At 43.5% G+C, this 20,228-nt stretch carries 16 protein-coding genes; 10 read left to right on the forward strand and 6 right to left on the reverse strand.

The window, feature by feature from the left end:
• The first annotated feature begins 76 nt into the window (after nt 1-76).
• Nucleotides 77-616: a DUF1097 domain-containing protein gene (locus IEY67_RS18400; protein ID WP_183670885.1), complete on the forward strand. Its 540-nt coding sequence runs from the start codon at nt 77-79 to the stop codon at nt 614-616.
• 89 nt (nt 617-705) lie between these two features.
• Here IEY67_RS18400 and IEY67_RS18405 read toward each other — a convergent pair whose 3' ends face one another.
• Together IEY67_RS18405 and IEY67_RS18410 are read right to left on the reverse strand one after the other, a co-directional pair.
• Nucleotides 706-2,547, reverse strand: coding sequence for an LTA synthase family protein (locus IEY67_RS18405; protein ID WP_183670883.1), 1,842 nt, complete (start codon nt 2,545-2,547; stop codon nt 706-708).
• Nucleotides 2,544-4,163 (reverse strand): ABC-F family ATP-binding cassette domain-containing protein, encoded by a 1,620-nt coding sequence (locus IEY67_RS18410; protein ID WP_122353863.1) that lies wholly within the window; start codon nt 4,161-4,163, stop codon nt 2,544-2,546. Before IEY67_RS18410 ends, IEY67_RS18405 begins: the two co-directional genes overlap by 4 nt.
• A 351-nt stretch (nt 4,164-4,514) precedes the next feature.
• Between IEY67_RS18410 and IEY67_RS18415 the strand changes: the two genes are divergently transcribed.
• From IEY67_RS18415 to rodA, 8 genes are all read left to right on the forward strand, one after another.
• The gene (locus tag IEY67_RS18415) at nt 4,515-6,299 is read left to right on the forward strand and encodes a tetratricopeptide repeat protein (protein WP_183670882.1); all 1,785 of its coding nucleotides are present in this window, start codon (nt 4,515-4,517) and stop codon (nt 6,297-6,299) included.
• Between the two features lie 130 nt (nt 6,300-6,429).
• Nucleotides 6,430-7,593: a DUF4934 domain-containing protein gene (locus IEY67_RS18420; RefSeq protein WP_183670880.1), complete on the forward strand. Its 1,164-nt coding sequence runs from the start codon at nt 6,430-6,432 to the stop codon at nt 7,591-7,593.
• Nucleotides 7,594-7,732: 139 nt separating this feature from the next.
• Complete coding sequence (gene purH, locus IEY67_RS18425) at nt 7,733-9,256, forward strand: bifunctional phosphoribosylaminoimidazolecarboxamide formyltransferase/IMP cyclohydrolase (protein WP_122352877.1); 1,524 nt, start codon at nt 7,733-7,735, stop codon at nt 9,254-9,256.
• 20 nt (nt 9,257-9,276) lie between these two features.
• On the forward strand, nt 9,277-10,296 hold the full coding sequence (locus IEY67_RS18430) for a rod shape-determining protein (RefSeq protein ID WP_007659018.1): 1,020 nt from the start codon (nt 9,277-9,279) through the stop codon (nt 10,294-10,296).
• A gap of 95 nt (nt 10,297-10,391) precedes the next feature.
• Complete coding sequence (gene mreC / locus IEY67_RS18435) at nt 10,392-11,246, forward strand: rod shape-determining protein MreC (RefSeq protein WP_122352878.1); 855 nt, start codon at nt 10,392-10,394, stop codon at nt 11,244-11,246.
• Nucleotides 11,239-11,754, forward strand: coding sequence for a rod shape-determining protein MreD (gene mreD, locus IEY67_RS18440; protein ID WP_122352879.1), 516 nt, complete (start codon nt 11,239-11,241; stop codon nt 11,752-11,754). The genes mreC and mreD overlap by 8 nt, the downstream gene beginning before the upstream one ends.
• A complete protein-coding gene (gene mrdA, locus IEY67_RS18445; protein WP_183670879.1) occupies nt 11,744-13,621 on the forward strand; it encodes a penicillin-binding protein 2 in 1,878 nt (625 codons plus the stop codon). The genes mreD and mrdA overlap by 11 nt, the downstream gene beginning before the upstream one ends.
• On the forward strand, nt 13,611-15,056 hold the full coding sequence (gene rodA, locus IEY67_RS18450) for a rod shape-determining protein RodA (protein ID WP_122374166.1): 1,446 nt from the start codon (nt 13,611-13,613) through the stop codon (nt 15,054-15,056). Before mrdA ends, rodA begins: the two co-directional genes overlap by 11 nt.
• Before the next feature lie 9 nt (nt 15,057-15,065).
• Here rodA and gldH read toward each other — a convergent pair whose 3' ends face one another.
• From gldH to spt, 3 genes are all read right to left on the reverse strand, one after another.
• Nucleotides 15,066-15,578 (reverse strand): gliding motility lipoprotein GldH, encoded by a 513-nt coding sequence (gldH, locus tag IEY67_RS18455; protein ID WP_122352881.1) that lies wholly within the window; start codon nt 15,576-15,578, stop codon nt 15,066-15,068.
• Nucleotides 15,517-16,941: a PSP1 domain-containing protein gene (locus tag IEY67_RS18460; protein ID WP_122352882.1), complete on the reverse strand. Its 1,425-nt coding sequence runs from the start codon at nt 16,939-16,941 to the stop codon at nt 15,517-15,519. The genes gldH and IEY67_RS18460 overlap by 62 nt, the downstream gene beginning before the upstream one ends.
• 169 nt (nt 16,942-17,110) lie before the next feature.
• Complete coding sequence (gene spt / locus IEY67_RS18465; RefSeq protein WP_183670878.1) at nt 17,111-18,298, reverse strand: serine palmitoyltransferase; 1,188 nt, start codon at nt 18,296-18,298, stop codon at nt 17,111-17,113.
• Between the two features lie 197 nt (nt 18,299-18,495).
• On the opposite strand from spt, the gene IEY67_RS18470 reads away from it, so the two are divergent.
• A complete protein-coding gene (locus IEY67_RS18470) occupies nt 18,496-19,467 on the forward strand; it encodes a diacylglycerol/lipid kinase family protein (RefSeq protein ID WP_122352883.1) in 972 nt (323 codons plus the stop codon).
• Here IEY67_RS18470 and IEY67_RS18475 read toward each other — a convergent pair.
• The gene (locus IEY67_RS18475) at nt 19,452-20,168 is read right to left on the reverse strand and encodes a tRNA1(Val) (adenine(37)-N6)-methyltransferase (protein ID WP_183670877.1); all 717 of its coding nucleotides are present in this window, start codon (nt 20,166-20,168) and stop codon (nt 19,452-19,454) included. The two genes, IEY67_RS18470 and IEY67_RS18475, sit on opposite strands and share 16 nt — an antisense overlap.
• Nucleotides 20,169-20,228 lie beyond the last annotated feature (60 nt).

The following is a 20,228-nucleotide window of genomic DNA, read 5'->3' on the forward strand; positions in this document are numbered from 1 at the left end:
AATTAATATATTTACCGCGAGAGGTACAAAATCACTTATATTCTATATCTAATTACTCATTTAAATCTTTTACCACATGACACTAAAAAAGTTTGTTTTGATCCCGGTGATTATCGGAGTTCTTGCATGCCTGATCCAGGCGTTAGATCAGTTATTGTATACCTCGGTACCTCCTGAAGGAAATGTAGGATTTAGCTGGATATCCTTTCAGTCATGGGCTGTTTACTTCTTGGCCGGTTGTACGGTGAGGGGAGGGATAAAAGCCTTTATTGCGTATGCGATCGGTATTGCGGCTTCTATCGTTATTATGCTTCTCGGTGGTGCGATGACTCCGGCCTTAGGGTTCTTTGCTGTTCCTGTTGCGGTTGGTGTGATCGCTTTCTGTGCTATTTTCTGCGAGCGTAGCGAATGGTTGTCTCTGGTTCCGGCGTTGTTTATCGGGGCAGGCGCCTTCTTTGCTTTTATGAATTATGTGCCGAATGCAACCTTCTGTACGGCTGCTTTGACAGAGATGATCTATTGTACGATCGGTTTGATCTTCGGTTATGTCACGATCTGTCTGCGTAGTGCTTATGAAAAGAAAGTGGCGGAAGATAATTCGAAGGAAGAAAAATAATAAGGAATAACGGAATGATATAAAAAGACTACTTTGAAGCGACTGTACCGGATATAAGGAACAGCTGTTTCAAAGTAGTCTTTCAGCTATTATCGGTTACCCAAATCGTCGTATAATGTTTGTAACAACACCTTTCCTCTATTCAGGCGTTCTTCACTGCCGGCTGCCGGATTTTCGATCAGCGGTTTGTTGCTTTCGTTGTCATATACAGAAACGCCTGTGCTGTCGATGAATCCGAATCCGTTCGTGAATGTATAGAAAGAATATTCCGGATACCCGGGGGCCAGTATGTCACGGCTGAATATGAATTGGTCGTGCGGTAGGCCCAGCTGGCTAAGTAAGGTAGCCGCCAGGTCTGTCTGATTGGCATACGTTTCGATGACAGCCGGTTCTTTGACGGCACCGCCCAGCCAGATCATCGGGATATGGAAACGACGGGGTTCATAGTCTGTTAACGAGGAAGGATAGCGGTAGCCGTGGTCGGATACCAATACGATCAATGTATTTTTCCAGACAGGCAATTCTTTCAGTTTGTCGACGAAACTACCGATACAGCTATCCGTGAAAGCTACGGAGTTGAGATACGGATCCTCCAGGTGATGGTAGGGCACTTCGAAAGGCTCATGGCTGCTTAATGTCAGGAAAGTACTGAGCCAGGGTGCTTTTTCATCCCGATCCTTGATCGATTCGTATAGGTGAGTAAAGGTTATATCGTCGTTTGCCCCCCATTTACTTAAACGGCTGGAGAGCGGAAAATCCCGGTCGGCTGTTATTTGGCTATATCCGGAACTGAAGAAATAACTTTGCATATTCGTGAAGTTGATATCTCCGCCATAAAGCATATCAGCCGTATATCCCTGTTCACCCAGACTTTTGGCGATGGAAGGGAGTGTCTGACTTTTGGCCGGATACTTCATAATAGATGTTGTCGGCTGTGCCAGATAACCGTTCAGCACGGCCACTATTCCCCGGTCGGTGCGGAAAGAGTTGGCATACATATTCGTAAATGTGACCCCTTCCCGGCTCAGTCTGTTGAGGTTAGGGGTGATGCCGGCCTCTCCGCCTACAGCTTCGATTACATTTGCCGTAAAACTTTCCATCAGGATGATCAGAATGTTGGGGCGGTCTGTTGTCAGCAGCTTTTCCGTATCGGCATCGTTCATCGGAAGGTTGTTATGGGCGGTCAGCGCTGCATAACGCTCCTTTCTTTCTTCTTCAGGGAAAAAATCGAACTGGGCGGCGAAGTCCTGTTGCTTGCTTAACGACGCAAGCAAGCTGAAGGCCGGATTGATAGCCGAATGATTCAGAAATTGGTTCTTACTGAAATAAACCATCCCGACATTGGCTGTGGAAGTCGTTACGCCTCCCCGGATAGGAATGAACAGTATACCGCCCAACAAAAGAATGACGATCGTTCCGCCTAGCCTGTTATGAGCAGGAGTAGTGGGGAATAAAGGCACGACAAACCGTTTGAACACCCAGTATATACCATAAGCATAGATAAGAAATAGTAGGAACTGCAGAAAAAAAGTTCCGATAGGAACGCTTGCCATCGCATCTGCCGGCGATTGCAGGTAAAAGAACAGGGTGGCATCCAGCCGGAATCCCCAATATCCGTAAAGTGCCACATCGACAGCAAAGATTGCAGCGACCAGAAGCCCTGTAGCCAGGAAGTATCCTTTGATGAGCTTCTGATAGAATGTGCCCGGTAACCAGACGGAAACCAATATACAGAGTAAAGGAATTACTGTCAGATATCCTGAAACCGTACAGTCAAGCAATAAACCATGGGTAATTACCTTAAGGTAATCGATTAGCGAACATTCGTTCGCTAAGGCATGGTGATATAACATAAAGACTGGCTTCTGAATCGCAAGGATCGGAAGCCAGCAGAAAAATACTGTCAGAAGAAATAATAACCGTTTTTTCATGAAGCGGTATATAACTTTTCGCGCAGTTCGGCAACAACAGGATCAGTGATATAATCATCATAATCCATCATCCTGTCGATGATGCCGTTCGGAGTCAGTTCAATAATACGGTTTGCTACAGTCTGGATGAACTCATGGTCATGGCTGGAGAAAATGATGTTTCCTCTGAATTGCTGCAACGTATTATTGAAAGCCTGGATCGATTCCAGGTCGAGATGGTTGGTCGGTGTATCCAGGATCAGGCAGTTGGCATCCGTAAGCATCATACGGGAGATCATGCAACGCATCTTTTCACCTCCGGACAATACACTCACTTTCTTCAGCAGTTCTTCACCTGAGAACAACATACGACCCAGGAAACCTTTCAGGAACACATCGTTCGTGTCCGGTGAGAACTGGCTTAACCAGTCGATCAGATTATAATCGGATGCGAAATATTTGGCATTATCCAGCGGAAGATAACTTGTCGTAATGGTTTGTCCCCACTGATAAGTACCTTCATCCGCTTTCTCTTCGCCGTTGATGATCTGGAACAGGGCTGTCATGGCACGCGGGTCGCGGCTGATGAATACCACTTTATCTTCTTTCTCGACATTGAAGTTCAGATCCTTGAATAACACTTTTCCTTCGATCCTCTTGGTCAGTCCCTTCACTTCCAGTATCTGGTTGCCCGGTTCACGGTTCGGGGTGAAGATGATACCCGGATAACGGCGTGAAGACGGCTTGATCTCTTCAATATTCAGTTTCTCCAACATCTTCTTGCGGCTGGTGGTCTGCTTAGACTTAGCCACGTTGGCACTGAAACGACGGATGAATTCTTCCAGCTCCTTTTTCTTTTCTTCAGCCTTCTTGTTCTGGTTCTGCTGCTGGCGGAGTGCCAACTGGCTTGATTCGTACCAGAAACTATAGTTACCGGCAAACATCTGCAGTTTACCGAAGTCGATATCTACCGTATGTGTACAAACGGAATCCAGGAAGTGACGGTCGTGACTTACTACCAGGATGGTGTGTTCCGAGTTGGACAGGTAGTTTTCCAGCCAGCTGACCGTTTCCAGGTCGAGGTCGTTGGTCGGCTCATCCAGCAGCAGGTTATCCGGCTGGCCGAACAAGGCGCGGGCAAGTAGAATACGTACCTTTTGCTTACCGCTCAGGTCTTTCATCATGCTGTAGTGATATTCTTCGCTGATACCCAGGCCGCTCAACAGGCTGGCAGCATCACTTTCTGCATTCCATCCCTCCATCTCTGCGAACTTTTCTTCCAGTTCCGATACGCGGATACCGTCGGCATCGCTAAAATCAGGTTTTTCGTAAAGCGCATTCTTTTCGCTCATCACATCCCATAAAGTGGTATGCCCCATCAATACAGTATCCATTACCGTATATTCGTCAAAAGCAAAGTGGTCCTGGCTCAAAACCGAAAGACGTTCTCCCGGACCTAAGCTCACTGAACCGCGAGTCGGGTCGAGTTGTTTGCTGATTACACGAAGGAATGTTGATTTTCCGGCACCGTTGGCACCGATAATACCGTAGCAGTTGCCCGGTGTAAACTTCATATTTACATCCTGAAAAAGGATGCGCTTGCCGAACTGTACGTCCAGATTGTTTACTGTTATCATATTTTGAATATCTATTAAATTTCGAATGAGTGTGCAAAGATACTAAAAACGGACGTTCTGTGCCAATCGGAATCGTTTTAATCGGAGTTACCGTATTAAAATATTGTATATACTGAATAAACATCCGTTTGATTATTATCAAATGAAAGAAACGCAATTATCAAACGAAAGGAACACAATTGTGCTTTATTCGTTTGATATATATCAAACGCAAAAATGAATGAGTAAAAAAGTTCACAGGATAGCAGGATTTGTATCGTTGATCAGGTATGTTTTTTATAAATATTACTCTTATTGATGAACTTTTGAAAATAAAGTTTTACATTAGTGTTATTAATAAGGGTAGCTAATATGTTCAAACTATTTAAACCACTGTTAGGTCTTTTGTTTTTTCTCTTACTGTTAGCCTGTAGCGGAAAAAACGAGATAGCTTCCCTGTTGAGTGAGGCTGAAAGCTATATGACTGTAAAGCCGGATAGGGCTTTATGTCTTTTAGACAGTGTAAAACGGCCGGAAGATTTGTCGCGCAAGGAACAGGCTCTCTGGTGTTTGTTGTATACGGAGGCACAGGAGAAGAATCGGATAAAGCATTCGTCCGATTCTTTAATACAAATAGCTGTCAGGTATTATGAGAAGGCTGGTTGGGAGGATCGGAAGATGCAGGCTTATTATTATTGCGGGAATGTATTCTATGATTTGAATGATGCACTTCAGGCACAGGAATATTATTTAAAGGCTTATGAAGTGGGAAAGAGTTTGGATGCTCCCTCTTTACTCGGACAATTGTGTGCCAATTTAGGTTCCTTGTATACTTTTCAAAAACTGTATCAACCGGCTTTGATTTACCAGAAAAAAGCGGTCGACTACTTTGTTCAGGATGCAGATACCGTCAGTTTGTCTGTGACTCTTCGAAATATCGCTCGTATTTATGTTTGCGAGAATAAACTGGATAGTGCAATTATTTATTATTCGATAGCCTTGCTGCATACTTCCGATTCGCATGAGCTTTATATGTCGAATGAATTGGCGGATGCGTACAGCCGGGTAGGAGACTATGAGAGAGGTTTGTCCTATGCCTGGAAAGCTTATTCAAAAATAGAGACTGCGGACGATTCCTGTCTGGTCAGTTTAACTTTAGGAGATTTGTACTTGAAGACCGGTAAAATGGATTCTGCTTATTCTTATTTTTCTTTTGCCAGGAAGAGTACTAATCTTCATACAGTGTGCGATGCCTATCGTAATTTATCACGTTTCGAAAAATACAGACAAAATTGGAAAGCCAGTGCCGACTTTCAGGAACAGTATGAGATATTGCGCGACTCGATTGAGAAACAGACCTATATGGAAACATTGGCTCGGTTACAAAGTTTGTATGATTATCGGTTGGTAGAAAAAGAAAAAGAGTATTACAGGCAGGAGGCAGACCGTAAGACAAATTATTTGTACAGGCTTTGGGGAGGAAGTTCTTTCTTTTTATTGATGGCGGTATGCGTTGCTTTTTATTTGTTTAGGGAAAAGAAGAAAAAAGAAGAACAGCAGGACCAATCGTTGCGTCTTCAGGAGCAGAAATATAAAGAAAGCCAGGAATATTTGAAAGAGCGAAATGTTACTATCGTAAAGTTAGAGCAACAAATAGCTGTAGAGCAAGAAAGAATAGAAGAAAATATCCAACGGTATGAAAAGAAGTTGGCACAAGAAACAGATAGGGCGGCTGAAAAGGAACGAGAGCTAAAAATGGTACAAGTCCTTTTGAGTAAAAAATTAGTTGTGCCAATAGATGGTATTCAGGAGGAAGTCGATTTTAATCATTTGTTTTTTACTTCAGATATGTATCTGGGGTTATGTACAAAATGGAAAAAGTTAGATGAGACACAATGGCCGGAGGTGGTTAAGACTATAGACCATGTGTTGTACAGAGATTTTACCAGCAAGATAAGAATATTATATCCCCGAATCTCAGAGTTGGATTTGGTGGTATGTTGTTTGACCAAGTTGGATATTCCGGTAGGACGTATAGCATCGTTATTATCGGTAAACAGCCAGACGATATCTAATAAGCGTAAGCGTTTATATGAAAAATTAACTCACCGGAAAGGATCTGCACAGGATTTTGATGAATTTATAAAAGCTTTTTAATAATAGATATTGTTTATAATTTACTGTCTATTAATATCTTGTGAAATGTGACATATTTGTGACATGAAAGCTTTGGGGAGGTTTTTGGTGGTCCTTATTTTTGTGTAAACGTAATTTAAAAGTTATTATCATGAAAAACTCTTTGTTGAATAGAGCATTTGTTTATGTTATCCTATTGGTCTTGATAGGATGTGGAGGCAACAAACCAGGGACTGACAATCTTATCACAGTGGATGTCACGGCGAACTATCCGGAGAAAAATTTGACACTTCAAGATTTTATGGATGTGGAATATATCCCCTTGGAGACAACGGACGAGTTTATAATTAAAGGCAAGGTGGCGGATGTTGGGAAAGATATCCTGATATTGACAAATATGCGTCAGGGAGAAATATTGATTTTCGACCGGTCGACCGGCAAAGGATTGAAAAAGATCAATCGTAGGGGACAGGGACCGGAGGAATATATACTGCCTTTTAATGTTCACTTGAATAAGGAAGAGAATGAGATATTTGTGAACGATGGCCCTTCAAGTAAGATCCAGGTGTATGATCTGGAAGGTAATTATAAGAAAACGATCTTTTATAAAAAAGGAGCACTTGTTACAAACCTGTACGATTATGACGATCGTCATTTTCTGTCTCAAAATGTATATGCACCGGAGAACGAATCTTCAACGAGTACATTCTTCCTGCTGTCTAAAGAGGATGGAAGCTGGACGGATATCGAGGTTCCGTACCGGAAAAGAATATCGCCGGTAATTATGAAGCGTGTAGCAGATAGAGTGTACGCAAGCGTTCCCGGTAATAGTTTTATCTCCTCTTACCAGGATAACTGGATTTTGAGTGAGCCTTCGGCCGATACCATTTATGCCCATAGGCCGAACGGAGATCTTCGCCCGTTTTTGGTCAGAAGCCCTTCCGTACAGACGATGACACCGGAAGTCTTTCTTTTCCCGGGAATCCTGACAGATCGTTATTGTTTTATGCAGACGGTGAAAAAAGAGTGTGACTTCGAGAAAGAAACAGATATGCCGAAAGTTGATTTGGTATACGACAAACAGGAAAAGAAGATCTATAGCAGTACCGTTTATAATGCCGATTTCGATCAGCGGAAAGAAGACATGTCTGCTTGTGCATTAAACGAGGATATTGCTTTTTCAATACAGCTGGAAGCTGCAGAACTGTTGGAAGCTAACGGGAAAGGTAAACTGAAAGGTCAATTGAAAGAGGTCGCAGCCGGATTGAACGAAGAGGATAATCCGGTGATCATGCTGGTGAAGCTTAAAAAATAATAATTACCCCTACAGTTTTCAACAGATTCTAAGTTTTATTAATGAATTGCCTCGGGAAATTAATTCTCAACATTCATATACATATTGAAAATAATTATCTACTTTTGTGCTCTAAAACATTAAAATAAACCTAACAAAGATGGCTGCAACAAAACGTATTAAGCGTGCATTGGTCTCCGTGTTTCATAAAGAGGGACTGGATGAAATCTTAAAAAAACTCCATAATGAAGGTGTGACTTTTGTCTCAACCGGTGGAACTCAGACGTTTATCGAATCATTAGGCATCCCTTGTGATGCGGTGGAAGACCTGACAGGTTATCCTTCTATCCTGGGAGGACGTGTTAAAACACTTCACCCGAAAGTTTTTGGCGGCATTCTTAATCGTAGAGAAAATGAAGGCGACAGAGAACAGATCGCTCAATACGAAATTCCTGAAATAGACCTCGTGATTGTAGACCTGTACCCGTTCGAGGAAACAGTTGCTTCCGGAGCTGAAGAACAGGCAATCATCGAAAAGATAGATATAGGCGGTATCTCATTGATCCGTGCCGCTGCAAAGAACTTCAAAGATGTAGTGATCGTAGCATCCAAAGCACAGTATCAACCTTTGATGCAAGTGCTGAATGAAAAGGGGGCAGAAACTTCCCTGGAAGACCGTAAATGGTTTGCCAAAGAAGCTTTTGCTGTTTCATCAGGCTATGATTCTGCTATTTTCAATTATTTTGACGGACGCGAAGGCTCTCACCTGCGTGTTGCTGTAGATCAGCCAATGCACCTGCGTTACGGTGAAAACCCGCACCAGGCTGCCAAATACTATGGTAAGTTCAACGATATGTTCGACCAGATCCACGGTAAGGAAATTTCTTACAACAACTTGCTGGATATCGATGCTGCTGTCAGCCTGATCGACGAGTTCGATGAACTGACATTCGCTATCCTGAAACATAATAATGCATGTGGTATCGCATCCCGTCCGACTGTGCTCGAAGCATGGAAAGATGCGTTGGCCGGTGACCCGGTTTCTGCATTCGGTGGTATTCTGATTACCAACAGTGCAATCGATAAAGAAGTAGCAGAAGAGATCAGCAAGATTTTCTTCGAAGTGATCATCGCCCCGGAATATACTAAAGACGCTTTGGATGTGTTGATGCAGAAGAAAAACCGCATCATCCTGATCCGTAAGGAGGCAAAGACATGTCCGATGCAATTCCGCTCACTGTTGAATGGTGCATTGATGCAGGAAAAAGACCTGAGCATCCAGACTGCTGCAGATCTGGAACCGATGACTGACAAAAAGCCTTCCGTACAGGAAACGGAAGACCTGCTGTTCGCTAACAAACTGGTGAAACACAGTAAATCAAACGCTATCACATTGGTAAAGAACAAACAGCTTTGTGCCAGTGGTATCGGTCAGACATCGCGCGTAGATTCTTTGAAACAAGCTATTGAAAAGGCAAACTCTTTCGAATTCGATCTGAAAGGTGCCGTTATGGCTTCTGATGCATTTTTCCCGTTCCCTGATTGTGTTGAGATTGCTGATAAGGCAGGTATTACTGCCGTTATCCAACCGGGTGGTTCTGTAAATGACAAGCTGTCTGTTGATTATTGCAACGAGCATGGCTTGGCTATGGTTAAGACGGGAATCCGTCATTTCAAACACTAAAAAAAACACCTTATTAAAAAATGGGATTATTTTCTTTTACACAAGAAATAGCGATGGACCTGGGTACTGCGAATACCATCATCATCAGTGGTGGTAAGGTCGTAGTAGATCAGCCATCGGTAGTTGCCCTCGACCGGCGTACCGACAAGGTGCTGGCTGTCGGAGAAAAGGCACGCCAGATGCACGGGAAGACGCACGAGAATATCCGTACGATCCGACCGCTTCGCGACGGTGTGATTGCCGATTTCTTTGCTGCTGAGCAAATGATACGCGGTATGATCAAAATGATAAATCCGAAACATCGTTGGTTTTCACCTTCACTGCGGATTGTGGTTTGTATCCCTTCCGGTAGTACCGAAGTGGAAATCCGCGCCGTGCGTGACTCTGCGGAGCATGCCGGAGGACGTGATGTTTATATGATCTATGAACCTATGGCTGCAGCGATCGGTATCGGTATCGATGTGGAAGCACCCGAAGGTAATATGATTGTGGATATAGGCGGTGGTACCACTGAAATCGCTGTTATTTCTCTGGGCGGTATCGTTTCCAATAAATCGATCCGTATCGCAGGGGATGACCTGACGGCTGATATTATGGAATATATGCGCCGCCAGCACAACGTAAAGGTTGGTGAACGTACTGCCGAACTGATCAAGATCAATGTCGGTTCAGCATTGACGTTCCTGGATAATCCTCCTGAAGATTATATAGTGCATGGTCCGAACCAGATGACGGCACTTCCGATGGAAGTTCCCGTTTCTTATCAGGAAATAGCACACTGTCTGGAAAAATCCATCTCCAAGATGGAAGCGGCTATCCTGAGCGCACTCGAACAGACTCCTCCCGAACTGTATGCCGATATCGTGCGTAACGGTATTTATCTGGCTGGTGGCGGTGCTTTGATGCGCGGACTCGATAAGCGTCTGACGGATAAGATCAATATCCCGTTTCATATTGCAGAAGACCCGTTGCATGCAGTAGCAATAGGTACGGGGGTTGCATTGAAGAATATAGATAAATTTAATTTCCTTATTCGATAAAGTAGTTGACAGTTGACAAGTAACAATTGACAGTTTCATTTTTCTATTCTAACTGTCAATTGTTACTTGTCAACTGTCAGCTTGTTAAATTGATTATGCGTAAACTGCTGGACTTCCTGGTAAGAAAGAGGCACTGGTTTCTGTTTGTTTTGCTTGAGATTGTTTCGCTGATGCTGATCTATCGTAATAATGCGTACCAGCGGAATATTATCTTTAGTTCGGCAAACGTATTGACAGGCCATATTTCATCTGTTTCCGGTTATGTGACATCGTATCTGAACCTGCATGAAATAAACAAAGAGTTGCTGGAGAGGAACGGACAGTTGGAAATGGAGTTGCTGGAATTGCAGGACCGCCTGGATATGATGATGGCGGATACGCTTACCTTTACCGGGTTTGCTCCGGATTCGACCGAACTGTTTCCGTATAGTTTTGTCCTTGCCGAGGTGGTGAACAACAGCGTTAGCCATCTTTCGAATTATATCACTGTGAATAAAGGACGTAAAGATGGGATTGCTCCGGATATGGGAGTTGTTTCCGAACGGGGAGTTGTGGGAATTGTTTCGACGGTGGCTGATAAATTTTCGGTAATCATCCCTTTACTGAATCCTAAATCACGGTTAAGTTGTAAGGTGTTGGGAAGTAGTTATTTCGGTTCGTTGAGTTGGAACGGACGTAATACCCACTATGCCAATCTGGAGGAATTGCCACGACATGTGGAGTTTCAGAAGGGGGACACGATCGTGACGAGCGGTTATTCAAGTGTTTTCCCGGCAGGATTGATTGTCGGTACCGTTTCCGATTTTGAGAAGCAACATGACGATAACTTCTTTTCACTGGAGGTGGAACTGGCTACGGATTTCCAGTCGTTGAATAACGTCAGGATCATTAAGAATTATAATCAGGCAGAACAGAGAAGAGTAGAACAAGAGGCGAGAAGAAATGATTAATTTATTACGGGGATTGATTTATTTCGTTGTATTGGTATTGATTCAGGTGTTGATCCTGAACAATATACATTTTCTGCGGGTCGCAACGCCGTTCTTATATCTTTATTTTATTATAAAGATGCCGGTAGGGACATCGCGTGATGTGGTTGTCCTGTCTTCTTTCCTGATCGGCCTGGTGATCGATATGTTTTCAAATACACCGGGGATGCATGCTGCTGCATGTACATTGGCCGGGTTCATCCGTGAGCCGTTGATCCGCTTTTTTATGGGAAAGGATCTGCCTGAAGGGATTTACCCCTCTTATAAGACTTTTGGCTATGGTGGTTTCTTCCGGTATGTATTTACATTCGTGATCATTCACCATGTAACTTTATTCCTGATCGAGTCGCTGACTTTGTTCGATCCGTTATTCCTGGCTATCCGTATCGGGGCGAGTGTAGTAACGACTACATTATTAATTTGTACAATAGAAGCTTTCAATATAGAGACACAGAAGAGTGGAGACTAATACAAAGTATACACTTGAGAACAGGCGTTATGTAATAATCAGTGCCGTGGTTCTGTTGGTTCTCATCTTTATCATTCGTTTGTTCTACCTGCAGGTGGTCGAGAACGATTATAAAGCGTGGGCGGATAGTAATGCGTTCCTGAAAAAGACTTTACTGCCTTCGCGTGGGATGATTTATGACCGTAACGGCGAATTGCTTGTTTATAACCAGCCGGCTTATGAAGTAATGCTTATCATGCGTGAGGTCCAGCCGTTCGATACGCTGGATTTTTGTAATATACTCGGCATAACCAAAGAACTGTTTGACAAGAGGATTTCTGAAATAAAAAACCGTCAGCTGAATCCGGGCTATTCGTCGTATGTCCCGCAGGTGTTTATGAACAATCTTTCTGCGCAAGAGTGTGGGGTGTTGCAGGAGAAGCTCTATAAATTCCCCGGATTTTATATCCAGAACCGTACGATCCGGCAGTATGAGTATCCTTATGCCGCCCATATCCTGGGTAATATCGGTCAGGTGAGCCGGAAAGATATTAAAGAAGATGATTATTATGTGCAGGGGGATTTCTCCGGTCGTGCAGGTGTTGAGCGTTCGTACGAGAAAGAACTGCGTGGTGTAAAAGGGGTGGAAATTCTTTTACGGGATGTACACGGCCGCATTAAAGGCAAGTATGATGAAGGTAACAGTGATATTGCTCCGGTGTCAGGAAAGAACCTGAAGCTTTCCATTGATATAAATTTGCAGGCTTACGGAGAGAAACTGATGAAAAATAAAGTCGGTAGTATCGTAATGATAGAGCCTGAGACAGGTGAAGTGCTTTGTATGGTCTCTTCACCGAATTACGATCCGAGTTTATTGGTAGGACGCCAACGGGGAAAGAATCATAAGATGTTGGAGGATGACCCTCAAACACCGCTTGTAGACCGTTCAATAACGGGGTTTTATCCTCCCGGATCTACCTTTAAGCCTACTCAGGGATTGATTTTTTTACAGGAAGGGGTTATTACTCCTGAAACTATGTACACTTGTGCACATGGATATACTTATTCGCCTAAACGAAAGCCGGCTTGTCACGGGCACTATTCACCTTTGAGCCTGGTCCCGGCTTTGGCAACGTCTTGTAACTCTTATTTTTGTTGGGGATTACATGATATGTTGGATAGCCGCCGCCGGTATCCGACTATCCAGGATGCTTTTGAAGTCTGGAAGAATCACTTGGTGTCGATGGGATATGGTTATCCGTTAGGTATCGATTTACCCGGCGAGAAGAGAGGCTTTATCCCGAATAGTAAGTTTTATGATAAATTTTACCGGCGCTGGACTTCTACTACGATCATCTCTATTGCAATTGGTCAGGGAGAAGTAACTGCAACGCCGTTGCAGATATGTAATCTGGCGGCAACGATTGCTAACCGGGGGTATTTTATTACTCCGCATGTTGTAAAGGAAGTACAGGATACGCCTCTGGATACTCTGTATACAAAGAAGCGTTATCCGACTGTAGATGCAAAATATTATGACGTTGTAGCAGAGGGTATGCGTAATGCGGTACTTGGCGGTACATGCTGGGCTGCGGCAATACCGGGAATTGAAGTTTGCGGTAAAACTGGTACGGCTGAGAACCCTCATGGAAAGGATCACTCTGCGTTTATTGGTTTTGCTCCGTATAAGAATCCTAAAGTGGCTATCTGTGTATATGTCCAGAACGGTGGTTTCGGGGCTGTGTTTGGGGTTCCTATCGGAAAACTGATGATGGAACTTTATCTGAAAGGTGAGATATCTCCGGAAGATAAAGCATTGGAAGAAAGAATAGTGAATTCAGTTGTTACTGAAGATCGTATTTATTCATTGTTGGATCGTGGTTTATAGAAAGACTGAAATATGGAAGACTGTTGACTGGTTTACTATCATTCTTTATTTTTTGATGATAGTGGCCGGCTGGTTTACGATTTGTGGTGCCAGTTTCGAGTTTGACAGCATGAGTTTATTTGATATAAACGGACGTCCCGGATCACAGCTGATGTGGGTCGGCATTTCTATGGTGGTTATTTTTGTCATATTGATGTTGGAAAGCGATTTCTTCGATGTCTTTGCTTATCTGATCTATGCGGCTGTCATAGTGCTGTTGATAGCGACCATCTTTTTTGCTCCGAATATAAAAGGTTCCCATTCATGGTTGCAGCTGGGGTCTTTACGTATACAACCGGCGGAGTTTGCCAAGTTTGCAACCGCTCTGGCTGTTGCGAAATTTATGAATTCCTATGGGTTCCAACTGACCACTGTCAAGAATTTTTCCATCACTCTCCTGCTTATTTTCCTGCCGATGATATGTATTATTCTGCAAAAGGAGACTGGTTCAGCTTTGGTTTATTTTGCTTTCTTTCTGATGTTATACAGGGAAGGGATGTCCGGATATATTTTGCTGGCAGGTGTTTGTGCGGTAGCGTTTTTTGTGACGACTATGAAGTTTTCGGATGTGGTGGTCGGTGCAACGGATATGGGGGAATTGATTGTTTCTTCGCTGATACTGGTTATCTCCTTTTTCCTTGTGGCAACAGTCCGTAAGGATAAGATGGCTTTGCAGATCATGTTGGGTGGGACGGCTATCGTATATCTGGCAGCTTATATCGCTTCCTTGTTCATTCCTGTGAACTTTGCCTGGGTGTCGATGGGGTTGGTCGGTTTGGCTGTCATTTATCTGGTATATCTTTCTGTTCGTAACTGGGTATGGCATTATGCGTTGATCGCTGCTTTTGCTTTGGGGTCTATGGCTTTTATGTATTCAGTGGATTATGTGTTTGATGAGATACTGGAGCCTCATCAGCAAATCCGTATCAAGGTTTCATTAGGATTAGAAGACGATCCCAGCGGGGCCGGTTATAATGTGAATCAGTCGAAGATCGCTATCGGATCGGGAGGATTGACCGGAAAAGGTTTTTTAAACGGGACACAGACTAAATTGAAATATGTACCGGAGCAGGAAACAGACTTTATTTTTTGTACGGTAGGAGAGGAACATGGTTTTGTCGGTTCAACGATCGTACTTATTCTGTTCGGTATATTTATAGTCCGGCTGGTTGTGCTTGCAGAGCGACAAAATACGGCATTCGGACGGGTGTACGGGTATAGTGTAGCCTCAATTTTCTTCTTTCACCTGGCTATAAATGTAGGAATGGTTACCGGATTGACTCCTGTCATCGGTATTCCGTTGCCTTTCTTTAGTTATGGAGGTTCTTCTTTATTAGGATTCACAATCTTGTTATTTATATTCCTCCGGTTGGATGCTTCCCGGAGAGAGCGGTGATCGATGTGATCAGTTTGCTTTTTCTACCCGGAAGCCGATTTCCTGTATCCCTCTTAAGGTACTGTCACGCATTCCCTGACGGAAACTGAATGTGTACATTCCGGGATGTTCAAATTTGTAATTTGTCCGTATAGGAAAACTGGATTGGAACAAAGAGATGCCATGTCCGTACCATTTCCCGAATTCGTCGGCCAGCGTACATTCGATCGTATCCCGCTTCAAAGGGCCGATAGGCTGTTCTTCATTACAAAATAACCAGAGATTCTGGTATGGATACATATTATTATTACGAACCTCGAGGGTTAGATTGTAAGGAGAAGTAATGTCGTCTATATGAAAAGAAAAGTAATATTCCTTATCCTTCCCCCACGTTTTATTGTCAATGGCCTGGTACTGGTCGTACAAGGCCTGTTGATCGCAGGAGAAGCATAAGGAAGCAAAGAGAACGACAAAAATTCCTTTAAGCTTCGGGCTTATTCTCCGGTTTGTTTCCCGGTTTAGCTTGCTGCTGAGGTCTGTCATTATTCGCTTGTTTGTCATTATTCCCTTTAGGCTTTTGTCTGTTTCTGTTATTCCGGTTATTGTTGTTGCGGTTGTTATTGTTATTGCCGCCGCCTTTGTTACCGTTGTTGTTGTTGTTGTTGTTCGGAGCTTTGTCGTTTCCGGGTTGCCTGTCATTGTTGACGGGGCGGTTGTTTGCCGGTTTATTATTTCCGTTTTCCCTGTTTTCTCCGTTCGCAGATGCACTCGTATTATTGTTTCCACCGTTGTTTCCGTTGCTTCCATTACCGGACGGACGCTTTTTCTTCTTTTTCTTGACAGAATCAAAGCGGGTAACACTGTCCTGGCCGAGGATATCCTGCGCATCACGTTTGGGTGGTTGCGGCTTGGTATCGGCTTCCAGTGTAACCGGTTTGCTTCCTTTCTTATTCATATTGATCACATCGAAAGCACGTTCGGCTGTTATAGTGATCAGATTGGCAGCAAAAGATTTGTCGGTGGAATAAGTTATTTCACGTTTAAAGATGTCTGTCTTGAAATGATAATAGTTGTTATCTTTTGTCTCAAGTACGATTTCCCTGGACGGTAAACGCTTCTGAGCTTCTACATAAGCATCTACTTCGTAATTGATGCAACATTTCAGCTTGGCGCATTGTCCGGCCAGTTTCTGCGGATTCATGGATATATCCTGATAACGGGCGGCACCGGTTGCCACTGATACAAAACTTGTCATCCAGCTGGAACAGCACAGTTCGCGTCCGCAAGGTCCTATACCTCCGATACGGCCGGCTTCCTGACGGGCACCTATCTGTTTCATTTCGATTCGTACGCGAAAAGCTTCGGCCAATACCTTGATCAACTGGCGGAAGTCGACACGTTCGTCGGCAATATAGTAGAAAATAGCTTTGTTGCCGTCTCCCTGGTATTCTACATCGCCGATTTTCATGTTCAGTCCCAGGTCTGCTGCGATCTGGCGTGAACGGATCATGGTTACATGTTCTTTTGCTTTTGCTTCTTCGTACTTCTCTATATCGGTAGGTTTCGCTTTGCGATACACTTTTTTGGGTTCGTATCCTTCTCCTGTGCGAACATTATTCTTTTTCATTTGAAGAAGAACCAGTTTTCCGGTAAGCGTTACAGTTCCTATGTCATGTCCGGGACTGGCTTCGACCGCTACCATATCTCCTTTTTCAAGGGGAATCTTCGAACTGTTCAGAAAATACCCTTTACGGGTGTTTTTGAATTGCACTTCTACGTAATCGGTTGCATTTTCCGCATCTGGTACGTCGCAGAGCCAATCGTAGGTATTTAGTTTATTATTTTGTATTTTGCTGCATCCTTTTTTACCCATGCAGCAACTTCCTTTATTTAATTTGAAATCCATTTTCTGGTTGTATATGTATTTATAGTCTGTACAATTACGCAAAAATAGTCAAATATTCTCAGAGAATGAGCAAGGGAAAGTGAAAAAACAAGAATAGGAGAGACGTGAAAGGCCCCCAAGCTTGTATTTCTACCGTTTGGGAGCCTTTTATTATAAAAATAGTAACAGTTTAGTCTACTAAGCCGTGACTTTTAAATACTTTATGAATTGCTTCAAGGGCATAATCCAACTGCTCTTTTGTATGGGTTGCCATCAGTGAGAAGCGGATCAGCGTATCTTCCGGAGCAACAGCCGGAGAAACTACCGGATTGACGAAGATTCCTGCTTCGAACAGTTCCTTAACGATCAGGAATGTCAGATCGTTATCGCGGATAAACAGCGGTATGATCGGTGTTGCGGTATGTCCGATCTCGCAACCCATGTTGCGGAAACCGTCCAGTGCGTAATGGGTCAGATCCCAAAGATGTTCGATACGTTCCGGTTCACTCAGCATAATATCGAGTGCTGCACCTGCTGCTGCTGTAGCTGCCGGCGTGTTACTTGCACTGAAAATGTATGAACGTGAATTGTGGCGGAGGTAATTGATCGTGTCTTTGTCTGAAGCGATAAAACCACCGATAGAAGCCAGTGATTTACTGAACGTACCCATGATCAGGTCTACGTCGTCGGTAACACCGAAATGGTTACATGTTCCGCGTCCGTGATCTCCGAGAACTCCCAGGCCATGTGCTTCGTCGACCATAATGCTGGCATTGTATTTCTTTGCCAAGGCTACGATCTCAGGAAGTTTGGCTATATCTCCTTCCATACTGAATACACCGTCGATGACGATCAGCTTAACTTTATCGGGCTCGCATTTCTGGAGTTGTTTTTCCAGCGATTCCATGTCGTTATGCTTGTATTTCAGTTTAGTTGAGAAAGACAGACGGTGACCTTCGATAATGGAGGCATGGTCCAGCTCATCCCACAAGATATAATCTTCACGTCCTGTCAGGCAGGAAACTACTCCCAGATTCACCTGGAAACCTGTTGAATACACGATCGCATCTTCTTTCCCTACGAATTCGGCCAGACGTTTTTCCAATTGAATGTGGATGTCAAGCGTTCCGTTCAGGAAACGTGAACCGGCACAACCCGTACCGTACTTCTTGATCGCTTCAATTGCTGCCTCTTTTACTTTAGGATGGTTAGTCAATCCTAAATAAGCATTTGAACCAAACATCAAGACTTTTTTACCACTGATCATTACTTCAGTATCCTGATCGCTTTCGATCATTCTGAAGTAAGGGTAAATTCCTGCAGCCATAGCTTTTTGAGGAGCATCGTACTTTGCTAGTTTCTCTTGTAAAAGTTTCATATTATTATTGAAGAGAATGATTTTCTCGCTTATTAAAATTCCATTATAGAATTGAAGGTTTGTCGTATACATATTCACCTATGTTTCGGCAAATCCAGCCGCAAAAGTAGTAAAAAAATAACTTATAGTAGCCTTAATGCTTTAAAAGTTTTACAAAAGCATTATTTTTGTCGCTTCAATCTTTATAAACAGTTAGGATGGACGGGAAAAAAATAACGGTACAGGCTATAATAAATCCTATTTCCGGAGTAGGTTCGAAGCGAAAGATCCCTAAGATGATCGAACAAATGTGCGAGAAAGGCGGTTGTTCGCTGGAAATCTCTTTTACGGAATATCCGGGGCATGCCAGCGAGTTGACGAGAAAAGCGATTGACGCAGGGGCTAATTGTATTATAGCTGTAGGTGGCGACGGCACGGTAAATGAAATAGCTCGTGCTATGGTTCATTCGGATGCCGTTTTGGGGATTGTTCCGAAAGGATCCGGTAACGGACTGGCTCGTGAGCTCCATATACCGATGGATGCTAAACGGGCATTGGAACTGATCATAAAAGGACATGTTTCGACAATAGATTGCTGTAAGGCAAACGACCGTGTGTTTTTTTGTACCTGCGGGGTTGGCTTTGATGCTGCGGTAAGCCAGAAGTTTGCCGAGGAGAAGCGACGCGGATCTCTTACCTATATTAAAAATACGGTGGCAGAATATCTGAGTTACAAGCCGGAGCCGTATGAGTTGCTGGTAGATAATCAGACGATCAAGGAAAAAGCATTTCTGGTAGCATGTGCGAATGCCTCCCAGTACGGGAATAATGCTTTTATAGCTCCTCATGCCAATATACAGGACGGTCAGATGGATTTGACTATTCTGTCTCCTTTTATGCCGTTGGATATAGCACCTTTGGCAATCCAGTTATTTACGAAACAGATCGACCGGAATAGTAAGATCAAGACGATGAAGGCACGGCAAGTAACGATTATTCGTCAGAGCCCGGGGGTTATGCACCTGGATGGGGAACCGATCATGGCTGACAATCGGATCGATATTTCGGTTATACCACAGTCATTGCATGTCATAACACCGGAAGTTGTCTCTTTTACCGAGGAGGTGCACAACTTGTTTGGTGAAGTGACCCGGTTCTTCGATAAGAAATTGCCTTACATTTTCAGATAAAAATCTTTGGTTAATGCTATATACTCCGGAGTATACTGATGTCTGGCTTCTTCAATGATCAGTGTATTCCGGTTTTTTATATCTGTAGAGGTCATGGAAAGTTCGATCAAAAGTCGTTTGGGTTGAGCTCCGGGAACGGGGATAACATCGGTTTGCCTGCAAATAGACAGATGATTTTTACGAGCGATCATTTCGATTTCTCCCAATTGCTCGTAAGGCAAGACCAGGGCAATGCGTCCGGATAAAGACAATAATGAACACGAATCGTCAATCAGTTCGAATAAGGACAGACTGTCTGTATGGCGTGCGACCGAACGCTTGTTGTCAGGACATTTCAGGGAATTAATGAAATAGGGCGGATTGGAAACGATCAGGTCATATTTTTCCCGTGCACATGAACCGGTGTATTCGGAGCAGGAAGCATGTATGACGTTAATCCTTTCTGCAAATGGGGAAGCGGCAACATTCTCTTTCGCCTGGCTATAGGCATCCGTATCGATGTCGATTGCATCGATGTTCGCAAAACATCGTTGAGCAAGCATTAAAGCGATAATTCCGGTCCCGGTTCCTATATCCAATATGTTTTTGCATGCCGTGATATCAGCCCATGCTCCAAGCAAAACAGCATCTGTTCCGACTTTCATTGCACATTTATCATGCCGGATCGTGAACTTTTTGAATTGAAAATAAGGATTAGCCATACATATTTTTATATTGTGGGGTACAAAAGTAGTTAGAATTACCTGAAAAGCTGTAACTTT

Source organism: Parabacteroides faecis (genome assembly GCF_014647375.1).
GTDB lineage: Bacteria > Bacteroidota > Bacteroidia > Bacteroidales > Tannerellaceae > Parabacteroides > Parabacteroides faecis.

Excerpts from the sequence above, each read along its gene's own strand:
- IEY67_RS18475 (WP_183670877.1), bottom strand. The coding sequence starts at position 20,168 with ATGGCTAATCCTTATTTTCAATTCAAAAAGTTCACGATCCGGCATGAT.
- IEY67_RS18470 (WP_122352883.1), top strand. The coding sequence starts at position 18,496 with ATGGACGGGAAAAAAATAACGGTACAGGCTATAATAAATCCTATTTCC.
- gldH (WP_122352881.1), bottom strand. The coding sequence starts at position 15,578 with ATGACAGACCTCAGCAGCAAGCTAAACCGGGAAACAAACCGGAGAATA.
- IEY67_RS18460 (WP_122352882.1), bottom strand. The coding sequence starts at position 16,941 with ATGGATTTCAAATTAAATAAAGGAAGTTGCTGCATGGGTAAAAAAGGA.
- mreD (WP_122352879.1), top strand. The coding sequence starts at position 11,239 with ATGATTAATTTATTACGGGGATTGATTTATTTCGTTGTATTGGTATTG.
- mreC (WP_122352878.1), top strand. The coding sequence starts at position 10,392 with ATGCGTAAACTGCTGGACTTCCTGGTAAGAAAGAGGCACTGGTTTCTG.
- IEY67_RS18430 (WP_007659018.1), top strand. The coding sequence starts at position 9,277 with ATGGGATTATTTTCTTTTACACAAGAAATAGCGATGGACCTGGGTACT.
- IEY67_RS18410 (WP_122353863.1), bottom strand. The coding sequence starts at position 4,163 with ATGATAACAGTAAACAATCTGGACGTACAGTTCGGCAAGCGCATCCTT.
- purH (WP_122352877.1), top strand. The coding sequence starts at position 7,733 with ATGGCTGCAACAAAACGTATTAAGCGTGCATTGGTCTCCGTGTTTCAT.
- IEY67_RS18415 (WP_183670882.1), top strand. The coding sequence starts at position 4,515 with ATGTTCAAACTATTTAAACCACTGTTAGGTCTTTTGTTTTTTCTCTTA.
- IEY67_RS18405 (WP_183670883.1), bottom strand. The coding sequence starts at position 2,547 with ATGAAAAAACGGTTATTATTTCTTCTGACAGTATTTTTCTGCTGGCTT.
- spt (WP_183670878.1), bottom strand. The coding sequence starts at position 18,298 with ATGAAACTTTTACAAGAGAAACTAGCAAAGTACGATGCTCCTCAAAAA.
- IEY67_RS18400 (WP_183670885.1), top strand. The coding sequence starts at position 77 with ATGACACTAAAAAAGTTTGTTTTGATCCCGGTGATTATCGGAGTTCTT.
- IEY67_RS18420 (WP_183670880.1), top strand. The coding sequence starts at position 6,430 with ATGAAAAACTCTTTGTTGAATAGAGCATTTGTTTATGTTATCCTATTG.